This window comes from Flammeovirga sp. AWQ4_249 (assembly GCF_056161045.1).
Genome location: NZ_JBSWYJ010000003.1, coordinates 302,503 through 324,725 on the forward strand (window position 1 = coordinate 302,503; position 22,223 = coordinate 324,725).

The window sequence follows — 22,223 nt, forward strand, 5'->3', positions numbered from 1 at the left end:
TTGTACACAAAAAAACCGACTTCCTTAATAGAAAGTCGGCTTTGTATGTCTTGGTAAAAGTTCAAGATCGAAAGATTAGAATCTTTTCTCTCTAACTTTAGCAGCCTTACCATAACGACCACGTAAGTAGAATAATCTTGCTCTTCTTACTTTACCTCTTCTCAATACTTCGATTTTATCGATGCTTGGTGAGTTTAATGGGAAGATACGCTCTACACCAATTCCACTAGAGATTTTACGTACAGTAAAAGTTTCACCTAAACTACCTTTGTTACGGCGTTGGATAACAGTACCTTGGAACTTTTGAACACGCTCCTTGTTACCTTCCTTAATTTTTACGTATACTTCGATTGTATCTCCTGCGCCGAAAGCGGGATGTCTCTCCATGTTAGATGAGAAATCCTTTTCAACTTTTTTAATTAAATCCATTATAATAAGATTAATTAGTACAAAAATTTTCGAGTTGCAAAGGTAGAAAGAATATTTTGATAAAGAAACTAAGCTTCTCTTTTTTCAGAGATATTCCTTAGAATTTAGGTATATTAATAGAAAAAGCATCTTAATAGACCTTACAATATTACAAAAACTTAAAGTTAAATACTTAATTTCAAGCAATTACAATTTGTTAATTTCTAAAAAGATGCCTTTCAAAACAGATGAATTATTGTCTTTTAAACTTCTAATTCTCTATGTTTTTATCTACTATAACTGTGGTATTTTCGAAGAATAAAGAAGCATCAACTTTTCTTTGATATTTATCTTCATATTTTTCTTTTGCGGCTGCATCAGCAGCTTGTTGTTGCTGAGTTGGTGTAGTACCCATTGTTGAGAGTTCTTTACCCAAATTGATCACAACTCTATCTTGATGATCACGATATAAATCATAGATTTTATCTGAAGTGTAGAATTTCTTAGGATCATAAACATTCCACTTTTCTCCATCAAAATGAACTATTTTATTGTCTGAAATAGCTGCCCAAAATTGATTTTCTTTATCAAAACATGCTTTCATGATAGAAGCAGTAATAAATTCTTTTGGATATTTTTCCTCAAGTGCTTCTCTTAATTTACTAAAGGATACGACTTCAACAGGTTTTCCATCTATCATTTGATAAGCTGCATGAGAGCCAACAAAAATCATTTTATCATTGATGTCTCGAATTACAAAGTTAGAAATCTCTTGTTTTTCCTTACCTTGATGTACTTTAAAACCTTCTTTTGTAAATTCACCTAATCCTTTTTTAGTACTTACCCATAAAACGCTTTTTTCATCAATTGTAAAATCCAACAAACCCCATCCTGTAGCTAAACCAGTCTCTTTTTTGGTAAAATACTTGATTCCTTCCCCACTCATTGGGTAGTATGTAAAACCTTTACTTGTTGACAACCACATAGCATTTGAAGCATTATCATAAGCCAAATTTTTGATGGTTTTACCACCAAGTTTTTTATCTAGCACAAAAGTAAATTGTTCAAATGTCTCATCAAGATTCATCTTGAATGTATATACTCTACTTTGCGTATTAAAATATAAAGCACCTGTTTTCTTGTCGATAGACCAATTTTTAGGATAGATTTTATAATCTTCATACTTGTAGCCTGCTTTCTTTGTAAGCTCTCCTACATCATATTTTTTCATGCTGCCTTCTTTGTCAACTTTAGTGATCGTTTCACCATCTACAGATAAAATGAAAGTATTTCCAAAATCATCCATTAAACGGGATTGTCCAAAAGAGTTCATGAATTCTTCAGCAGGATCATTTGTTGAATTCAGAATTTTAAAAGGCTTCTCAAAATTATCAAAGTTAGGATAGTCAAAGAATACTAGGGCACCTGGAGCAACGAATGTATCTTTCACTACATCTGCATCCAGATCTCTATCTTTTACATAATCTGTTTTGTATAATGATGTTGCGATTACAAAACGGCCCTCTTTGTCTATTTCAATTTCAACTGTTTTTGCATTAGTTACTTTCCCTCCAGTAATTACAGTTTTCGATTTATTTAAAACCAATTCTTCATTACCATTTCTCACATTTAATATCAAGAACTCTGAAGTACCATATTCTACTAGTGCCTTTCCATTATTATTGACAGCAAATTGACCAATTTTTCTTTCTTTTTTATCATCTTCCCTCACAGAAAATTGCTCTTCCAGCTTTCCATCTTTGAATAAAAAGACTTTGCGATATCCAGCAACCCAGACATTTCCTTTTGTATCCTTAAAGATATCACCTACCGAATACTCTTGTTCTTTAGCATAAGCCATTAATGGATTTTTATCATGCTGACCAGGAGCTTTTGGTAATTTGTAAATATCGAATTTAGCACCATTGTAATAGACAAATCTAAATTCTCCTCTTCCTGAATAAGGTTCTTTAGGATTTCTGAGAAAAAGTCTGGCTACGAAACCTTCCTCTAATCCTACAATATTTTGAATTTTCCAATGATGGCTAAATTCATCAGGAAAAGGAACAAAAGTAGTTTCTAAATTATTAATGATATTTACACCTCCATCAAAGGGTACATAGACATTTCCTTTTTTATCTAGATCATCATTACCGTATGATTTAACCTTATAGAAGTTATCATAATCAGGAAATTCTGATATTCCGTAAAACTTTTTGATTCTCTCTTTATGTAACCCTATTGGATTCTGAGTACTAATAAGTTGAAGTTTATTTCCATCAAGCATGTAAAATGACTTATTACTGTTGACGTAGATTGAACCATCAAAATTACGTCTCATATGTAATACTCTTGGTCCTGCTTTGATTTTTTCATCTTTGTATTTACCATCAAGATAAGTAAAGCCTTCACCTATGATATTCCATTGCTTTGAAGATTGTGCAAAAAGAGATTGTGAGGCTATAATAAGCCCCACAAGTAGCATTTTAGATTTCATCTAAATGATATAATAGTTTAGCTTATTGAGCTTGAGCTTCAAGATGATCCTCAATCTCAATCGCTTTATTTAGGTATATAGATTGTAGGCTGACTTTTCTTGTATTGTCATTACCAAACCAATCTTGTTTTGTTAAGCTAGGATCTACTCTCAGATATATATTAATGACGTAATCACCTGTCTCTTTTACTTTAGGTTGATTTACTTGTGTTAATTTTACTTCTTCATTTGGCAAAAGAATAAAATAGTTTTTCTCAACTATTCGTACGGCAGACCCAACACCACATGAAAATTCTTTCACTTTTTCCGTAGAATTTTCTCCTTTCTTACTAATTAAACTCTGTGTTAATACACCGGCTTTATTTGTTTTAAATCCATTGGGTACCAATACTGGAATATTAGCATTGTTTTTAATCATAATATGATATTGAGTAATATCAGATTCATTCGTTACTTTTTCATAACGTACAGCTAAATCTTGATTTGCATTAAAATTAGTATAATCAAAAATCATATTTGTTGATAATGAAGCTGTAGCACTTTCTGCTCCTTCAGGTCTTTTCAATTCACTTATATCAACAGCATAAAATTGTTCAATTGATTTTTCAGGAAAAGTATTATTGATAAGTGTTGGGTTCTTTCTCGCTTTAAAATTCTTAATCGCCCATCTTAATGATGGAATAAATTTCTTATTATGAGATTTGAACTTTGCTGCTAATTCAACGTGTTCTGACGCTTTGTCAAACTCTTCTAAGAAAAGGTAAGCCACAGCAATATTGGTATGAAAATACGCTACATTTTTGTCTGAAACTTTATCTTTTTTAGATCCTGCTTTATGTTCAGCTATTAAACCTTCCCATATTGAAATACCTTCTTTAAATTTCTCTTGAATAGGTTTTAGTGCCTCATAGAATTCGTCCTTATTTGTTAAATAGCATTTTTTCTTATTCTCTTTAAAAATTTCGCTTAGTTCTTCTTGAATTTTCTCAGATGCAGAGTAATCAAATTTTTTCCCTTTACCTGCTGCAATTTCAAATTCATAGTCTTTACAAGCATAACCAAATTGACTATTCAAGTCTGCTTCCAATTTCTTTTCAAAGTCCCATTTTAATTTATCATTTAATGATTTCAACTTTGAAGCACCTTTTTCTTTTCTAATTTTCTCTGCACTTTCCTTTCTCTTGTATGAAATCCCAGAAAGATTAGCAGATTGAATCAATTGTTTTTTTCCAGTATAATCTCTTTCAAATAATACTGTCCCATCTACATGTTTGAATGTATATTTTACTTCAATTACAGCTTTTGCATAAGGTGTATAATCGATAACAACAGAATCACCTTGTTTGTATTCATTTCTTCTTACATCTGCTTCTTTGATGTATTTAGCACCCGAAATTTCAAGAATATAATCATAACCATGGAAGCTATTTTTAGGGATACTTCCAGAAAGTAAGTTCAAGACTTGATTGTTGGATGAGAAACCTGAATAGTTCTTTAAATCGACAATATCAATCTGTTCAAACATCATTTTGATAGCCGCATTTGGCTTCGCTGATACATCTTTAACAATGTATTGAGGTGGCATTAATTCCTTATGATTCTTACGACCGTAAACAAGATCATAAGGTACAGCATGACCGCTCAAAATTTGAAGAGGTGTTTCCAACATTTTGATTTTCATGGCTTTTTCACCTGCTTTTTGAGCAAATAGATTAGAAGATATAGTACATAGTAATAGCACTACTCCGATAAGAGTTTGTTTCATTTTAGTTAGAATATTTAAAGTACACAATTAATTTGCTTGTAATCAAAGTTACATATAAATAACGTAATTCATTACTCTCTATTACACTAATATAAATTTTAACATACTCATTTTCAACACTATTAACATTTACATAATAATGTTCTATACAAGTAAAAAAATAATTTCATCCTTACGATAGCTAAATAATAATTCTATTATTTATCGAATTTTCTTACGTGAAATTTTTATTTATTATATAATTCCAATATATTATATCACTTTTCTATTATTTATCTTCAAATACCTATTGTGATTAACATCTACTTTATACAGGCCTAAGACAATTTATTAGACTATGGAATACGACTTACTTACACCTTATGACAATTTTAATTTGGGCGTAGTTGCATACAAAAGACTTGCTCCAAAACACTACGTTTTTTACTACATTAATAAAATTGGTACTGATATTGACAACTTTGATATCTCTTTTATCAATTCTCCTATACTTGATATTTATCCAGAATTTGAATCATATGGATTAATAGATCATTTAGAAAATGTTTTTCATACAGGAAAAGACGTCATTTTACCATTTACTACTTATGAAACACCATCAGGTCAGGTAATTTTCAGAGCGAATAAAATCAAAAAAATAGGAGAAGATATCATCTTAAATATCTATAATGATGAATCTGATACTTATGCGTATATCTCTGATATGAAATATAATCATAGTCGTTTAAATGATGCACTTAATTTTATTTCACACGACATTAGAGGTGAGGTAACAACTTCATTAGGCATTCTGGAATTATTGAAAACGAAATGTTCAAAGAGTAGTGATACTGAAGTGGAAGCATCGCTGAAGATTGTTCAAAAAAATATGGAAAATATTGATTTCAAGATACATTCTTTGGTCAATATCTTATACCACAAAACGGCAAATCTTGAAGAAGTAGAGTAATCACTACCAAAGTCCAGGAAATAGTATCTTTTTATGAGGGTAATTCTCAAATGTATTAATATACCATTCATGATGATCCCTTGCTCTCGGTACTAAATTGGCTAAAGTCCAAACTAAAAAACTAAGGCTTGCAACATTTGGTACCATCAATACAAATCCAGTCCATTCGACGATTTCACCAAACAAATTAGGGGTACTTACTTTGTTGAATAAAAAACCTTTAGGAATTACATAATGAGTTTCTCCAGGTTTTCTTAAATTCAAAAGAATATTGTCTGATTTTATATTGATATACATCCCAATAACAAAGAAAAAACAGCCAATAATGAAAAGAGGAAGTGAAAAATAATACCACTCATTTCCTAAGAAATAGCCATTTAATGTCCCATTTATGGAATTAAAAAAGATTGCAGAAAACATGATTACAATAGGCATTTTCTTTTTCTTATTGGGCATTCTAAAAGGAAATATAAATGTTCTATTAATATAATGAATAGTCCACGCTGCCATTCCTATGAGAGTAGGATAATGCATTTCTTGTTTTTCAACAATAAGAAAACCTATCCAGAGACCTATCACTGATATAATTTCCATAAAAAACCATCCCCAAGAATTAGGAATTAAAGGTCCCCAATCTGTCCTTGTATGTCGACCAAAAGGAGCGATTACTTTAGCAAAAAATAATACACAAAAAGTAATGATGGCAATTGCTATCCACCCCCATCCAATGAATTCAAAGATTTGTTGTTGCTCAGTCATTCGTTACTATATCTTTACCTTTACCAAGTATAAGTAATACCAATTTTTCCACTTATCCAAAATGGACCTCTATCTGTTTCCTTGTAATAAAATGAAGGAGGAGTAATTTTTTCAGCATTTTCTTTTTCACCAAAGAGTTCTGCTGTATAGTTAAATGTTGGCCCTAAGTTTATAGAAATGCCTTTCCAAATTGGTTGAATATACATGATGCTTGATTTGAAGTAATGATAATCTTGTACATCCTCCTTAAAATTATTATTAGATTGGAAACCTACTTCAATTGACATCCTTTTAAAAGGCATGGTACCAAATCCAAAACCATAGCCTACACCATCAAATTCTGGTAATAAATTAGGTATACCATAACTTGTTCCTAACGTATAATAAGTATATAATTTTCTACTACCCATTCGAAAAGCGAAGTTGACATAAGCAAATTCATCAATATAATATTCCAGTGAATGATATCCATCAACATAGTAATTGAAAAGTCCAATTGGCACACCTTTCTTTCCGATCTTAGCATAATTGAAAAGACCAATTTGAACACCTTTTTGTTCATTGGCCACGTTTACTAAAGCAGCAATTTGTACTCCCTTACTTATACCGTTAACCTGATTAAAAATACTTGAAATCTGAGCACCTACAATTTCATTGGCATAGTTTCCAATTCCAGATAATTGCAATCCTTTTACATCTTCTGGAGTCGTATTGTAAATCCCACTTATCTGTCCTCCCTTTACAGTTTTACTATAATTATAAATGCTACTTACTTGAAGTCCTTTTACAGCTGTTTTGGTTGTATTGACTACGCCACTCACCTGAAAACCTTTCACATTTTCTAAGACGACATTATTTATCCCGGCAACCTGCATTCCCATCACAGAATCAACTACAATATTAGTGACACCAGCTGCTTGAAAACCATAAACTCTTCTCATATTATGATTGACTACGCCTGCTACTTGAAAACCTGTTGTATAACCTCCGACGATATTTGTCAGACCTCCCACTTGAAAACCTTTCATATCAAAACGGTTGATATTCGCCAAACTTCCTATTTCTACACCATTTTCTACTCCGGCAGAATAGCCCATTAATACATTGAGAGACAAACGATTTTTGTAACTACCTCCTAAAAAGTTTGTATTACTTAAAAACGGAATAAATGTAATTTGACCTGTTCTAAACTCCACATATTCAATACTATTAGAAATAATATCTACTTTCTTCGGAACAAATCGCTTTACAATTTTTAGTTGATTAATATTTTGTGACTGAAGCGCTAGATCTGCATCAACAGGATGAGCATCTTCATTTCTTGGCGTCATTGCTACATTGTATGTAATTTCATTTTGATTCTTATCAGGGTTAAACTGAACCATCGTATCATAAAACCCTCTATTTCTGAAATAGACACCTTTTTGCATTCGCTCTAAAGGGACTTCTAAAGAGTAATTGCCCAGACTGTCAGTAAGTGTTATAACTTTCTCTGTTTCATCATATACAACAACATATCGTAACCCAATTCCCGTTTCTCCATCAATCACTCGACCCTTCAAAAGAATATTGTCTTTCAGACGCATTAATTCAGCCCTTGTCTTTCTTTTTCTTTGATCTATGGGCTTGATTGTTAAAGTCAAAGCCTCTCGGATAATGATGTGCGTACCTATTTGCTTAAATTCATAATGATAACCTAAAATGCTTGTTAAAACAGCTCTCACAGTTACATTTTGACCTTTAAAAGAAACGGTTTTTGATAAATCTAAAATGGAGGGATTGTAAGAAAAAGAAAAACCACCTTGAGCTTTTATTTCATCCAGAGCAAATTCTAAAGGTTGCTTTTTTATGTTTATATTGATAATACGCTCAAGCATATCACCTCCTGCATTATTATTCCCATAAGTTGGAAATGATAAGCATAATACAAAAAAGATAAGCAAGAAATTAATTAGTCTCATTATTCTATGATGTAGGTTTTGTCTCCTACTTTTTGCACTTGTATTTTAAAGGTAGCCTGAAGAATTTCGAACACTTCTTCAATACTATTTTTATGAAAATCTACTGTTAACTGTTTATGATTCAAGTTTTCATTTTCAACAGTAATTTTTACTTCATAGGCATTTTCTAAAGTTTCAATAACATCCGAAAATTGATCATTATGGAAATTCAATGCTCCTGTTTTCCAAAAAAGATTATTGAAATTCTTCGTCGCTATTTTTTCTGGGGCATAACTATTTTTGCTTATAGCACCTTCCGTATTTTTTTCTAATAAAACATATTGTGTATCTCCTTTTTGAGTAGAAGATAATTTGACCAAGCCTTCTGTAACAGTCACCACGACATCCTCTTTCGTAGTTTTTACATTAAACTTTGTTCCTAATACTGTAATATCACCTTTTGAAGTATGTACAATAAATGGTTTTGATTCATCATGAGCAATTTCAAAATAAGCCTCACCTTCCAAAGTTACCTCTCTAGTATTTCCTTGAAAAGATTCTACAGCAAGTGTTGCATTAGCATTCATCATGATTTCTGAACCGTCATTTAAAGTTTCCAATTTTGGAATATCTACTTTAAATACTTCAACTGATGATACTTCTTCAATTTGTTGATTTGTTCTATAGAATTTAATCCCAATAGCAATAATCAAGACTGCAGCAACAGCACTAGCAATCCTCTTCCAAGGCGTAAACTGTACAACTTTAGTCGTATCTTCTTGGAGAATAGCATTATTCATTTTATGCCAAGCTTCATCTACATCAACAGTAACTTCAGGTATAAAAGCCTGTTCAGAAGCTTTCCATACTTTTTGAAAAGATTCAAAAGTAGATTTATTCTCATCACTCTCCTTAATCCACTGTTCTACTGTTCGTATTTCCTCTTCATTTGCTTCATGGAGAAGATATTTCGTCAATAAAACTTCATCTATATTTATATTATTATGCTCCATAATCACTGATATGACACTTGATAATTTGTTTACCCCTATTCTCTAATTAAAAAATTTTAAAAAAAATGAAAATAAGGATTGATAAGAAACCAGAAAGCTCTTTTCTAAGGTATTTTAAAGCAGAAGACATTTGATTTTCTACTGTTTTTACACTGATATTCAGTTGTTTTGAAATCTCTGAATATTTTAAACCTTCAAACCTGGATAACTCAAAAATTTCTTTTCTTTTGGCAGGCATACTAGCAACACTTTCTTTGATTTTAAAATCCAATTCAGCTGCTTCCATAGTATCGGAAGATTCTTCTGAAGATGATTGGAGTACATTCTCATTATGTACTTTGTATTGTTCTTTTACATCAATGTGTCGAATTACATTCAATGCTTTATTGCGTACTGCTCGAAAAAGGTAGGCCTCTAATGAAATATCAATGTTTAGGGTTTCTCGATTTTCCCATAATTTGAAAAGGACATCATGAACTACATCTTCAGAGGCTTGAATATCTTTTAAAAACGTATTTGCAAAAGCACATAGTTTTGGATATTGCTCTCTAAACAACGTTTCAAATTGCTCTTTTGTTAAAATCTCCTCTGCCAAAATGAATGCTATTTATTCTAATAAATAATATAGACTTACTTTTTTAGATGTAAAAGTAAAGCATACAAAGATGCAATTAATTCACCTCTAAAATATATAAATAAGAAATTTTGTACTTCAATTTTTATGAAAGAAGACGTGTTGCACTTTTAATAATTGGATATGCTAATGCCACTCCTACACCTTCACCTTGTCTCAAACCTAAATTTAAGATAGGTTTTGTCTCCAATTTTTCTAATAAAATACCATGACCTTTTTCATCTGATAATTGACTGAAAATGGCATTTCTTTTTAACCTAGGTTCCATTTTTTGTGCTAAAGCAAAAGCAACCGTTGGTATAAAACCATCTATGATCATGAGCTTATTTTGCATAAAAGCTTCTAACATTGAAGCCATCATTACACCAATTTCAAATCCTCCGAATGCACTTAATATAGCGATAGGCGAAGTAGGAAGTTGCTGGTAACTATTCAAGATACTTTCTAATAATGTATACTTCTTTTTGAAAGTTTCTAAATCAATACCCGAACCTTTACCAATGCATTCATCAAGTCTTAGTTGATACAAAGTAGACAAAATTAACGCTCCTGCGGCACTATTTCCAACTCCAATATCACCAAAACCAATACAATTACTGTCCTTTATTTCCTTTGATTGAAATAAACGCTTTGCTTGATCAAAACAATTAGAAATATCATCAGGTGACAGTGCCGAAGCTTGCATCATATGGGCTGATCCTCCTTTTATTTTAGCATCTATCAATTTAGATGATGAGATAAGCTTTCCGTTTACGCCACAATCAATTACATGCAATGATAAGTCAGAAGAATCAATTAGCGCATTAATACCTGACCGTCCGTCAAGAACTTTATTGACCATATCTTTTGTAGAAGATAAACAACTGATTTTTTCATTAGAAATACCATGATCTGCTGCGAACAAAAGTAATTTAGGTTGCATCAGTTCAGGGGTAGAAGTTTGTTGAATCAAAGCAATCTGTTTTGCTAATTCTTCAAGATCACCTAACGCACCATTGGCTATACTTCTGTTTTCTAATTTTTGACGAATCTCTTCTTGTAAATTCATGATATTATTGATTTTTCTGATGTCAAAGTAAATAGAAGTTTTTAGAATAATAGGTATTTAAAATTGTAGAATTCTTATTTATGTAAACTGTAATACTTTAATCAACTATAAATGAGCAACTTAAAATATTACAAATGTGAATAACTAGTATTGAACAATGTTAGTAAAATTAGTATAATATAAAGAAAATGAGGTAGTTAATCACTTTTAGATAAACAAAAATGTGAATAAACATTAATTCAATCCGCGATAAACTCTTCATTTAAGATCCATTTGTGAATATCTTGTAAAGAATTGTGAATAACTTTCGGCTTAAAATTGAGTTTATCCACAGCTTTTTGATGCGAAATAGAATTTTTTAGCTCTAAAAGTGTATTAATTGAATATGAGTTGGTCGGTAATGGTTTTTTGGAAAATCCGTCCACAAAGTCAGTAAAAGTTGCTAACATTTTCATGGCTTGTGTTGATAACTTAAGAGGAGTTATTAACTTTTTCGCTACATTTCCGTAAAATTTTGCAATATCTTGTATTTTGAAATAGGTATTACCTAATATAAATTTTCCTTCAATTTGATATTGTGCCGCAAAAATACAACTTTTTGCCACATCTTTGACATCAATTACATCATAACCACCACTTGTCAACATAGGTACACGATTTTTTTCTAATAATTGAAATAGTTGATTGAATCCATTAAAGTAAAAATCCCCTCCACCTATGATAGATGTCGGATTCAAAATCGTAATTTTAATCCCTTCTTGTTCAGCTAAAAAGCGTTCCATTTCAGCTTTAGAAAAATCATAACTTTTATTTTGATCTGTCACTAATGGAGCTTTTTCATCAAAAATATTTCCATCAGGAACTTCCATACTATGAATGGAACTGATAAATATAAAATGCTTTACTCCTGCTTCTTTAGAATATTGGAAAAGACGTTTTGAACATTCAAAATTAATGTAATATACTTGTTTATTTTCCCCATATTTCGGATAAATAATACCTGCACTATGAATGACTGTCTCAGTGTTTTCTACGAGTTGTTTTAATGCTTTATCATCAGAAAGGTCACCATAAATTTTTGCAACGTTGTTTATTCTGTTTGTTTGTTTTCTTAAGAGAACTTTATGCTCAATATTATCTTTAAGGAGATAGCGGTGAATCACATATCCCAAATGACCTGTAGCTCCTGTTAATGCTATCATTTATTCGTTATTTAGTTCAAGCATTACTTTAGGAGACATTCCAAAATGCTTTTTGAAAGCGTCTGAAAATTTAGAAATACCTTTAAAACCTAATGCTTGAGAAACTTCGGTAACTGTCATATTTTGATTCACTAACATACTTCTACCCTCATCCATTCTTAGTTGAGAATAAAATTGGTATACTGGTTTTCCAAATTCGGCTTTAAAATCTCGTATTAATTTAGACCTACTAATCCCAAATTCATCACAAATTATTTCCAAAGAAGGAGGGTTCGATAAATCTTTTGAAATAAATTCTCTTATTTCAAAAAGTCGTTCTGTATCATAGGAATTTAAGCTTTTAACATCTTGAGCATTTCTTTCTCCCAAAAATTCAAATATTTGTCCCAAGATTAAGATAATCTGACTGTAGATAACTGACTTATAAGAAATACGACTTCTTTCTGTCATGAAGATTTTATCTAACGCTGTAGCAATTTCATAATTTAGATTTTCGTAAAAAATCCAAGGTTCACTATTGTTGATGATCTCTTTTACTTTATCAAACTGATCTCCGAAATAATTATTTAGTAATCGCTTTTTTACTATGATAGTTACCCACTGAGAAACAGCACCAATATGACCATAATTAATCACAGGTTTTCGAAGATTTGAAATCATTACTCCTCTTTGTTTTTTAGGTCCAAAGATTTCAATTTTTGAATCTGATTCATAAATATGTGTGATATTACCTGATTTCAAAAGCATGATATAGATAAAGTCACTGTCCTCTTTTGGAAGATGCCTTACACCAACTTCTTTTTCAATACTACAATCATGAACAATTACCTTTAAATCATTTAATAGCGTAAAAAATCGATATGAAATTTCTCCATATTCTGATTTTGAATAAACTCTTTTACCATCGAAAGTTGTTCCGATCAAATCTGCTATTTTATCTGGAAATGAGGTTTCAATATTATGATCAATATTGACTATTTTATCTTCATTTATTGTCATGTAAAAGAAGTAATTTCTAATTTTGAAATTGATTTGAGCTTACCCAAGGGTTTGGTCTATCTTATTTGCCATAAAATAATCACAAAGCATGAAATTAATTTCATTTTCTAAAATCATAAAAGAAAAACCTAAGAAAAAGACTAAAACACCTGAGGATAAATTAACGAAACTATGGTTTGATATTCAAAAGAAAAAAAGAAGAAATAAAGCTTTAGTTCCAGAGATACAACGTATGCTTAATGTTTATCATAAAGAAATTGAAAAGGTAAGTTTGGATCGGTTTACTATTTTACATGCTTTTGTAGAACGTATATTATTCTTAGGTAAAGAGATAAAATTCACCTCCAATCAACATACTATTTATCAGCAAGTAGTACAGTATCACCTTGTAGAAGGCTTACATTCTCCGTTTGCTAAAACATTAAAATTTGATCAACTAATTGCTGATTTTCAAATGGTTTCTGAAAATTCAAGTTCAAAGAATACTAAATCGCAAAAAAGAAAGGAAGCAAATGATTTTGTCCAAAAGCAGTTGTTTTTAATGTCAAAATTAGAAGATGTTGAACGTTTTTTCACCAAAGAAGAATGGGAATCAATGGTAGAAGATACTACTTTAATTCAAACTTTATTTGATGAAAAAGTAGCTCCTTTTTTACTAAAAAAACAACAAGAAAAATTAAGAGCAAAAGCTGAAGAAAATTTTGAGGTAAAAGAAAAAACACAAATCAATTTTACTTCTGTTCATGCATTATATAAAAAACTTGCTAAAAAATTCCATCCTGACTTAAGTGTGGATGAAAAAGAAAAAGAGGAAAGACACTCTTTAATGTCAGTGATTACAGAAGCAAAAAATAAAGATGACATTTCCACCCTCCTTGATTTATATAGCCTTCATTTTAAAGATGAGAAAATCACATTTAAGGTTGAAGAAACAGAAAAATTAATTACCCTTTTTGAAAAACAATTAGAAGACCTTGAAGAAGAAAAGGATGAAATTATTGGTGGACCCAAAGAACAATATATCTATCAATTATTTGTTGGAAAATCGGGAAGTGGTATTGATCGTGAAGCTAATAATATCGTTGTTTCTGAGATGAATAAAGCACAACAAATATCTACTTTATTGGATCAATTACACACAGATGAAGATTTGAAAAAACTTCTTATGCATTAGTACTTTTTATCCTTATCTTAAATAAAGTATTTAACCGATTATATTCCCACATGAGTTGGATAGAAATTATTGCTGTCATATTCAGTATTTCCTATACTGTATTAGCTATTAAAGAAAATATTTGGTGTTGGGCTGCAGCTGTCGTATCTGTAAGCTTGTATTTTTACATTTGTATTGATGCAAATTTATATGCTGAATCAGGGTTGCAAGTATTTTATATGATCATGAATATTTATGGTTTCTATCAATGGAAATATGGAAAAAATAATCATGAACTTCCACTTACTGAATGGTCTTTAAAAAGTCATGGATTATTAATAGGTCTTGGGGCATTAGGGATTTATGGTTTAGGAAGTGGTCTCGTGAAATTTACGGATGCTGCTTTACCTTTCTTAGATTCACTTACAACAGTGTTCAGTATTATTGCCACTTATTTAGTTACTCGAAAAGTGGTTTCAAATTGGGCCTATTGGATCATTATTGACAGTATTTCAATCTATTTATACTATTCAAGAGGATTTACTTTAACTGCTGTATTGTTTTTTGCATATACACTTTTAGCAATTTGGGGATTAATACAATGGAGAAAAGATTATGCAAAAGAATATGCTAAAGCCTAAAAAAATACTGATTACAGGTCCTGAATCCACAGGAAAAAGTACACTTTGTAAAAAATTGGCAGAAGTACTTAATGCAAATTGGATTGATGAATATGCAAGAGATTATCTTGATCAAATTCAACGAAAATATACCTATCAAGATTTAAAAATTATTGGTCAAAAGCAATTTGGTCTTCAAAATGAAGCACTAGCAAAAAGTAATCGTTTTCTCTTTTGTGACACTGGGTTAGAAGTACTGAAAGTTTGGTCTGAAGATAAATTTGGGAAATGCGATTCTTGGATCCTTGATTCTATCAAAAAGCAAAATTTTGACTTTATCTTTTTATTAGACATTGATATTCCATGGGAATACGATCCACAAAGAGAAAATCCTTCAATTGAAGATAGAAAATATTTCTTGGAGCTCTATAAAAAAGAACTCCAAGAAAATTATCTAACATTTTATCTCATCTCAGGAACCTTGGAAGAACGTGTTCAAAAGGCCTTACAAATACTTAAAGCTGATTAGAAAGTAATAGCTACACTTCCATAAAAATTGATTGGAGCTGTCACTAAATATTTATTGGTATTATTATCCCAAGTATCCACATAACCATAATTATAATACTCAGCATTCGTTAAATTATTACCTAATACCGACAATTGTACATGCTCATTAATGATATAACTAGCTCTTGCATTCAGTAAGAAATAGCCATCAATTGTATATTCATTTGCATTATCAATATATGACTCTGATTGATATCTTAAAGTCACACCAATTTCAAATTTCTTTAATTTATAAAGTATATCTTGATTCATGATCCATTCAGGAGTTAGAATATGATGGAATTTCACTCCTTGATCTTCTACTTGCGTATAATTATAAGAAGTAGTATTTCTGAAAGACCATTGATCATTTAATGTAAATGTAACATCCAATTCTGCTCCAGCTCTAAAGCTAGATTCTACATTTCCAGTTATTGGAAGACCATTTGGTCCCAATGGCCCTTGTAGGATATATTCATTTTGGAAATCCATATAGAAACCATTCAATGAACCTTTCCACTTATTTTTATTGACACGAATACCTAATTCTTGATCTACCACGTATTCAGGATCAGTACCACCAATTAAAGGAGCGCCAGTAGAATCTGCTGCTAGATTATCATAACCACCAAACATATCTGTTCTTGTAGGTTCACGACCGGTTCTACCTATTGAATAATAGAATTCAAGGCCCATATCTGTTGCATAGGTCACACCACCTTTTGGATTAAAGAAATTCCACTCGAGTTTATCAAAAGCTACACTTCCATCATAATCAAAAGAGGCATATCGGTATTGCAAATCAACAAAAAGATAAAGGTTTCCAATACCATAAGTTGCTTTTGTAAAAACAGAAGCTTCATTTTTATAGCCTGTGTTTGTGTAAAAAAGAGATGGATCATAATTATTCGTTCCGTTATGGTCTCTAGCATACCAATCTAATAAAACACCTGTTGTCCATTCCAAATTATCCGTTTCTAAAGTGTAATTACTGAAGAAGCCTATAAAATTAGAACGTAAAGCATAATTATCTAATGTATCTGGGTTTGAATCGTAACCCAACCAATTATAATCATAGTTACCATCTACATAACTGTAAAATACACTAGTACTTAAGGTAAAGATATCAGAAATACTCCATTTATGAGATAATTGAGAAAAAGTTTGTGTAAAATTATCTCTTTCGTTGACATTTGCATTTGTTCTCGGGTCTTGGTCTATAAGTTCTTGACTTACACCTGCCCATGCTAAACCATTGCGTTGATTTCCTGCAAAAGTTGTAAAGCGTAAATCATATTTTTCTTTGAATAAACCTGCACTTACATAACCTGAAAAAGATCGATTATCTGCATCATATTTATAATTGTCAGAGCCTAATCCTGATAATCTTACATAAATACCTTTATCGTCTTTTACTCCTGAATTATATTCTCCTGCTACTCTATAAGAATTGAAAGAACCATAACCTAATTCTACTTTTGCATATTGTGGATCATGTAAATTCACTGATGAAAATTGAATACTACCACCATAACTTGCCGTACCATTTTTTGTAGTCCCAACACCTCTTTGAATTTGTAAAGAACTAATTGAATTCATGAAGTCTCCAAAATTGGCAAAATAAAAACCTTGATCTTCAGGTTCATTTAAAGGAACACCATCCAATGTCATATTAATACGAGATTGATCTATACCTCTCATCCTAAAATAAGTATATCCCTGCATACCTCCTCCATCTGAGTATACAGTCATAGAAGGGCTTTCACTTAGTAAAAAAGAAGGTTCTTGCCCTACATTCTTAAAAGATATATCTGAAACGAGTAAGTTTTCATAGGTCACAGGAGTAACTTGTGTTGCTAAAAAAGAAGGTGAAATAACAATTTCTGTTAAAGCAGTAACTGAATCCTCATCAAACATACTTTTTTGAGCAAAAGCATTCTCATAAAATAATCCTGTTATGATAAACAATAGTATTAATAACTTGTTCTTCATGTTTTAGGTTAATTGGTTTTATTTAAATATAAATAATACGTTAGCATATTTATATAATTAAAAAACATTGCCTCTCATAGTCATAATTTTAATTTAATAAATAAAATTTTTAACTTCATTAAAGAGTATAATTAACTTAAAGTCAAACTTTTATTATCAATTCAATTCAAGTATGAACAAGCAACTTTCAATCAAAACAGTCAGACTTCTATTTTGTTTGACATTTTTCATTTTTATCAATGAATTCTCATCAGCTCAAGACAGAGTTACAGGTAAAACATTTGCTACAAGATCTGAAGTTTTGGGTCAAAATGGTATGGTCGCAACTTCACATCCTTTAGCAACACAAGTCGGCCTTGATATTTTAAAAAAAGGAGGAAATGCTATTGATGCAGCCATAGCAGCCAATGCAACATTAGGTCTTATGGAACCGACTGGCTGTGGTATTGGAGGAGATATTTTTGCGATTGTTTGGGATGCAAAAACAAAAAAACTTTACGCATTAAATGGTAGTGGTCGCTCTCCTCAAAACCTAAAACTATCTTATTTTAAAGAAAATAACATGAGCAAAATTCCAGCTTTAGGTCCGTTACCTGTTAGTGTTCCTGGAACTGTAGATGGATGGTTTGAGTTACACAAAAAGTTTGGTTCAAAAGATATGTCTGAACTATTACAACCTGCAATCAATTACGCTGAAAGTGGTTTTCCATTGACTGAACTCATCGCCTGGTATATTCAAAAATCTGTACCAAGATATTTGGACAGAGGTTTTCCTAATATTGAAGATACTTACATTGCCCAAAATAATGGAAAACTTCCCAATGAAGGTGAGATTTATAAAAACCCATATCTAGCTAGTACTTATAAAAAAATTGCATATGGTGGTAGAGATGCATTTTATAAAGGAGATATCGCCAAAACAATAAGTAAATTTATTCAAGACCAAGGTGGTTTCTTATCTAAAAAAGACTTAGCAAATCATCATTCTGAATGGTTAGATCCTGTTTCAATAAATTACAGAGGTTATGATGTTTGGGAATTACCTCCCAACGGACAAGGTATTGCAGCATTACAAATGTTAGAAATACTTGAAGGTTATGACTTTTCAAAAATTGCATTCGGTAGTGCAGAACATCTTCACCTATTTACGGAAGCTAAGAAATTAGCCTTTGAGGATAGAGCAAAATATTATGCTGATATGGATTTCTATAAAGTTCCAGTAGAGACTTTATTATCTGAAAAATATGCAGAAGAAAGAAGAAAGCTTATTACGGACAAAGCTTCAACATACGAAGCAGGCCAAATAAGTGCAGGAGAAACAATCTATATGACTGTGGCAGATAAGGAAGGAAATATGATTTCATTGATCCAAAGTAATTATAGAGGAATGGGGTCTGGAATGGTTCCTCCAAAATTAGGTTTTATGCTACAAGATAGAGGTGAATTATTCTCTCTAAAAGAAGGGCAAGCCAATACATATGAACCAGGTAAAAGACCTTTTCATACGATTATCCCTGCCTTTATTACAAAAGATGGAAAACCTTATGTATCCTTTGGTGTAATGGGTGGAGATTTCCAACCGCAAGGGCATACTCAAATTGTCATGAACTTAATTGATTTTGGGATGAATCTTCAAGAAGCTGGAGATGCACCAAGATGGGATCATACAGGAGGAGCCTCACCTATAGGAGAGACTACAACCAATAAAGGGATGATTCGAGTAGAATCTGGAATATCATATGAAACCATCAGAGGATTAATGGATAGAGGACATAAAGTAGGTTTCGTCAGAGGAGCCTATGGTGGCTATCAAGCAATTCTTTGGGATGATTTGCAAAAAGTATTTCATGGTGCTAGCGAAAGTCGTAAAGACGGTCAAGCAGCAGGTTACTAGAATAAAAAAGGCTAATTCAAGTGATGAATCAGCCTTTTTTATTAATACATTAGAAACCTTTCAGTATAAGTTATACCTTGTTCTTTATAACTCATCTTAAAATGAGATGCTCCTAATTTTGTCAGATCAATGTTCGTGATCGCATTAATTCCTGATAAGAACGTTCCTTCGTATAATAGTTTTTCGGATCCATCTAATGAAGTGAACGTTAAATCTATATTTCCTTTAAGACGATTAGTAGTTTGAATCTTAAAATTTTTACCATTCATTTCTATTACTAATCCTCTATCATGTTGTTTTAAAATATAACCTCTCATAGAGATTCTCTTAGACTTAGATAGTTTGAACTCTTTTTGAAGTATTCTATTTTCAAACTTCATTCTGAATTGATAGCTTCCTTTTTCCAAAGAAGATACATCAAATTCAGTATTTGCTTTGGCAACAACACTCAATTTATGAGAAAGTAGTTGTTCCCCATCTAGACTTAATACTTCCAACTCAACGTGATCTTCTGTAGTAGTAAAGCTTTCGAAGTCGATCTTAATGATAGATTTTTTTACAGTGAGTGTATAAGACAAGTCATTTGCGAAAGTATGAAATGATAGTAAGCTTAATATCACTGTAAACAGTAGTAATGTTAATTTTTTCATTGTAGTAATTTTATATTAGTCCTTTTGTTTGTTGTAATGCGAATATAAAATTTTACTTCAAAATATATTCTGCCAAAATGCAGTTTTTCAAAAAATAATTACTTTTATTTCATAAAAATAAAGAAATAAATATTTACATTTTAATTATTTACAGAATTCAATGGATTATTCATTTATGTATAAATTACACTTCATTAATATAACTATTTTAATAAATGTATTCTTTACACAATAAAAAAGACAAGTAAAAAACTTGTCTTTAATGACTATTTCAAGCCTAATATATATTAGTTTCTAATGAGAATTTTCTATTTATCTTTTTGCTGTTTTTGTTGGAATAATTGTTTTAGGTTTAGGGGTAATTCGAACTACTCCCCAAGTAGATCCATATAAAATTCTACCTTCTTCATCTATGGTAGGTGCTGAATAAAAACCATTATATCTTGCTCCACCAATTTTATAATGGAAGACTGATTCACCTGTATTCGCATCAATTGCTTCAAAAGTAAATTTATTATCTCTAGACCCAATTGTGTAAAACATATTATTATCTAATGACACAAACGGTACACATGTAGGATCTGATACTTCACTATTCACCCAAGCGGTTTCTAAAGTTCTTGTCTTAGTATTCCAAATCATCTTTTCAACGCCTAAAGGAGCGAATTCCGTTTGGCCATTCATATACCCCATAAAAGCCCACATCACTCTGGGATCTTTTTTAGCTTCTTGTTCAATACCTATTGGAACATTCTCTGGGATATTATTGACGACAATCATTCCATAGTTATGAATCGTTACGCCTTGTTCTTGCTGAACATACTTTGCATCTTCATAACCAAATGTTACTGCTTTTGATCCTGCAATTCTATCGTCTAAACCTTTGATTCCTTTCCAATCTTCTGGAATTTCATTTCGCCAAAACAAAGTCATATTCATTACTTTATCACCATCAGTAATCACAACAAACTGATCTTTTCCTTCACCAAAACCCATCAGTGCAGGCGTTGATCCAGATCCTAAACCAAAATTATTTGGATATTCAGCAATCCATGCTCCATCTTCTGTAGATTGAGATAATCTTTTACCATCCCAAACCACTTTGTGCATATGATTAATAGAAACAGCATAAATACCTCCATCTTTATCAATAGCAATACTATTTCTCACGAAAGTAACCTTCTTTGAACGATCAAACTCTTCTTTCCCTTGTAATAAAATGGAAGAAACTAATTCTAATTGGTCATTAATAGCTACTAAAAAACCTTCACTTGTTATGATAATCATTTTCCCATCATAACTCATATTCATTCCCGTAACTTCTCCTTTGATATTATCGGGTAAAGTATATTCACCTATGATTTTAATTCCTGAATCAATATTTCCTTCTTCTACATCACCATAAACTCTAATTCCTCTAGGGACTGCACCTACAAATTGATTATGACTGTTCATCATGATATATACAGAGGACATATCTCCTACAAAACCATTTTTCAAGGCATAACCTACTTTCTCTTTCAACTTAATATCACTATCCATTTTATCTAAGAAAAGCTCATGTTTCCCAGAATGATCAACTGTATTAGATATTCTTAATAGAGATATAATATTATAAGTGTCATAGTCTAACTTAGCCACGAAATTTGAGCCATTACACCAAATTGCTCTTCTTCCATTTTCATATTGTCCAGAAATAACTTGTCCTAATTGGAACTGTCCTAAATCATGATATTGGATTTCATCTTCACGAAGTTGTCTTGTTCTTCCTTCCGGACCTTTTGTTTCCACCGCATTAGTTTGTCCAGTATTTGTATGTCCAATAGGCCAATTCGAATCTGACAGAAAAGGATTCTTTTCTGAATTATTATGTTCCTGAGCCCAAGTATTAATAGCAAGTAAAAGGGTAAGTATGAGAAATAAAGGTTTCATGGATAATAAAATCTATTAGAATTAAGTTTGATTACTAAATCTAACGAATACATGAACTTATACTTTTATCAAAAATCGGTAGTAGACTGTCATAATTTGTTTTTATGGATTAAAAACAAGTCATTATCAATAAAAACTATCATGAAATAAGATATTTCACAAAAGGGGATGAAAAAAATAATCATCCCCTTTTTTACTACGTAAATAATAATATAACCA

18 protein-coding genes are annotated in these 22,223 nt (G+C 31.2%); 5 read left to right on the top strand and 13 right to left on the bottom strand.

All coding sequences use genetic code 11. From position 1 onward, the window contains the following. Positions 1–75 precede the first annotated feature (75 nt). The 3 genes from rplS to ACXAHM_RS04875 form a co-directional block, all read right to left on the bottom strand. Positions 76–432, bottom strand: a complete 357-nt coding sequence (gene rplS, locus ACXAHM_RS04865; protein WP_474959303.1) for a 50S ribosomal protein L19 — start codon at positions 430–432, stop codon at positions 76–78. Positions 433–679: 247 nt separating this feature from the next. Then, positions 680–2,884: a hypothetical protein gene (locus ACXAHM_RS04870; protein WP_474959284.1), complete on the bottom strand. Its 2,205-nt coding sequence runs from the start codon at positions 2,882–2,884 to the stop codon at positions 680–682. A gap of 43 nt (positions 2,885–2,927) precedes the next feature. Then, positions 2,928–4,670, bottom strand: coding sequence for a hypothetical protein (locus ACXAHM_RS04875; RefSeq protein ID WP_474959285.1), 1,743 nt, complete (start codon positions 4,668–4,670; stop codon positions 2,928–2,930). 337 nt (positions 4,671–5,007) lie between these two features. Between ACXAHM_RS04875 and ACXAHM_RS04880 the strand changes: the two genes are divergently transcribed. After that, entirely contained in the window at positions 5,008–5,619 is a 612-nt protein-coding gene (locus ACXAHM_RS04880) for a hypothetical protein (protein ID WP_474959286.1), read from the top strand. Between the two features lie 3 nt (positions 5,620–5,622). Here ACXAHM_RS04880 and ACXAHM_RS04885 read toward each other — a convergent pair whose 3' ends face one another. The 7 genes from ACXAHM_RS04885 to ACXAHM_RS04915 form a co-directional block, all read right to left on the bottom strand. Beyond that, positions 5,623–6,378 (bottom strand): phosphatidylethanolamine N-methyltransferase family domain-containing protein, encoded by a 756-nt coding sequence (locus ACXAHM_RS04885; protein ID WP_474959287.1) that lies wholly within the window; start codon positions 6,376–6,378, stop codon positions 5,623–5,625. 20 nt (positions 6,379–6,398) lie between these two features. Continuing rightward, positions 6,399–8,339: an STN domain-containing protein gene (locus tag ACXAHM_RS04890; protein ID WP_474959288.1), complete on the bottom strand. Its 1,941-nt coding sequence runs from the start codon at positions 8,337–8,339 to the stop codon at positions 6,399–6,401. Beyond that, positions 8,339–9,331 (bottom strand): FecR family protein, encoded by a 993-nt coding sequence (locus tag ACXAHM_RS04895; protein ID WP_474959289.1) that lies wholly within the window; start codon positions 9,329–9,331, stop codon positions 8,339–8,341. The genes ACXAHM_RS04890 and ACXAHM_RS04895 overlap by 1 nt, the downstream gene beginning before the upstream one ends. 46 nt (positions 9,332–9,377) lie before the next feature. Continuing rightward, positions 9,378–9,926 (bottom strand): RNA polymerase sigma-70 factor, encoded by a 549-nt coding sequence (locus tag ACXAHM_RS04900; protein ID WP_474959290.1) that lies wholly within the window; start codon positions 9,924–9,926, stop codon positions 9,378–9,380. Between the two features lie 124 nt (positions 9,927–10,050). Then, entirely contained in the window at positions 10,051–11,013 is a 963-nt protein-coding gene (locus tag ACXAHM_RS04905) for a nicotinate-nucleotide--dimethylbenzimidazole phosphoribosyltransferase (protein WP_474959291.1), read from the bottom strand. Between the two features lie 239 nt (positions 11,014–11,252). Continuing rightward, positions 11,253–12,215, bottom strand: coding sequence for an NAD-dependent epimerase/dehydratase family protein (locus ACXAHM_RS04910; protein ID WP_474959292.1), 963 nt, complete (start codon positions 12,213–12,215; stop codon positions 11,253–11,255). Beyond that, positions 12,216–13,214 (bottom strand): helix-turn-helix transcriptional regulator, encoded by a 999-nt coding sequence (locus ACXAHM_RS04915; protein WP_474959293.1) that lies wholly within the window; start codon positions 13,212–13,214, stop codon positions 12,216–12,218. It lies immediately after the preceding gene. Between the two features lie 88 nt (positions 13,215–13,302). Here ACXAHM_RS04915 and ACXAHM_RS04920 point away from each other — a divergent pair, with 88 nt between their 5' ends. Genes ACXAHM_RS04920 through ACXAHM_RS04930 form a run of 3 tightly spaced genes read left to right on the top strand, consistent with a single transcriptional unit; the run spans position 13,303 to position 15,516 of the window. After that, a complete protein-coding gene (locus tag ACXAHM_RS04920; protein WP_474959294.1) occupies positions 13,303–14,388 on the top strand; it encodes a hypothetical protein in 1,086 nt (361 codons plus the stop codon). Between the two features lie 50 nt (positions 14,389–14,438). After that, on the top strand, positions 14,439–15,008 hold the full coding sequence (gene pnuC / locus ACXAHM_RS04925) for a nicotinamide riboside transporter PnuC (RefSeq protein WP_474959295.1): 570 nt from the start codon (positions 14,439–14,441) through the stop codon (positions 15,006–15,008). Continuing rightward, entirely contained in the window at positions 14,995–15,516 is a 522-nt protein-coding gene (locus ACXAHM_RS04930; protein WP_474959296.1) for an AAA family ATPase, read from the top strand. Before pnuC ends, ACXAHM_RS04930 begins: the two co-directional genes overlap by 14 nt. Here the strand turns inward: ACXAHM_RS04930 and ACXAHM_RS04935 are convergent. Further along, positions 15,513–17,528, bottom strand: a complete 2,016-nt coding sequence (locus ACXAHM_RS04935; protein WP_474959297.1) for a TonB-dependent receptor — start codon at positions 17,526–17,528, stop codon at positions 15,513–15,515. The two genes, ACXAHM_RS04930 and ACXAHM_RS04935, sit on opposite strands and share 4 nt — an antisense overlap. Before the next feature lie 172 nt (positions 17,529–17,700). Between ACXAHM_RS04935 and ggt the strand changes: the two genes are divergently transcribed. Further along, positions 17,701–19,422, top strand: coding sequence for a gamma-glutamyltransferase (gene ggt / locus ACXAHM_RS04940; protein WP_474959298.1), 1,722 nt, complete (start codon positions 17,701–17,703; stop codon positions 19,420–19,422). A gap of 41 nt (positions 19,423–19,463) precedes the next feature. Here ggt and ACXAHM_RS04945 read toward each other — a convergent pair whose 3' ends face one another. Both ACXAHM_RS04945 and ACXAHM_RS04950 read right to left on the bottom strand, forming a co-directional pair. Then, complete coding sequence (locus tag ACXAHM_RS04945) at positions 19,464–20,072, bottom strand: hypothetical protein (RefSeq protein WP_474959299.1); 609 nt, start codon at positions 20,070–20,072, stop codon at positions 19,464–19,466. A 312-nt stretch (positions 20,073–20,384) separates the two neighbouring features. Then, positions 20,385–22,004: a hypothetical protein gene (locus ACXAHM_RS04950; protein ID WP_474959300.1), complete on the bottom strand. Its 1,620-nt coding sequence runs from the start codon at positions 22,002–22,004 to the stop codon at positions 20,385–20,387. Between the last annotated feature and the right edge of the window lie 219 nt (positions 22,005–22,223).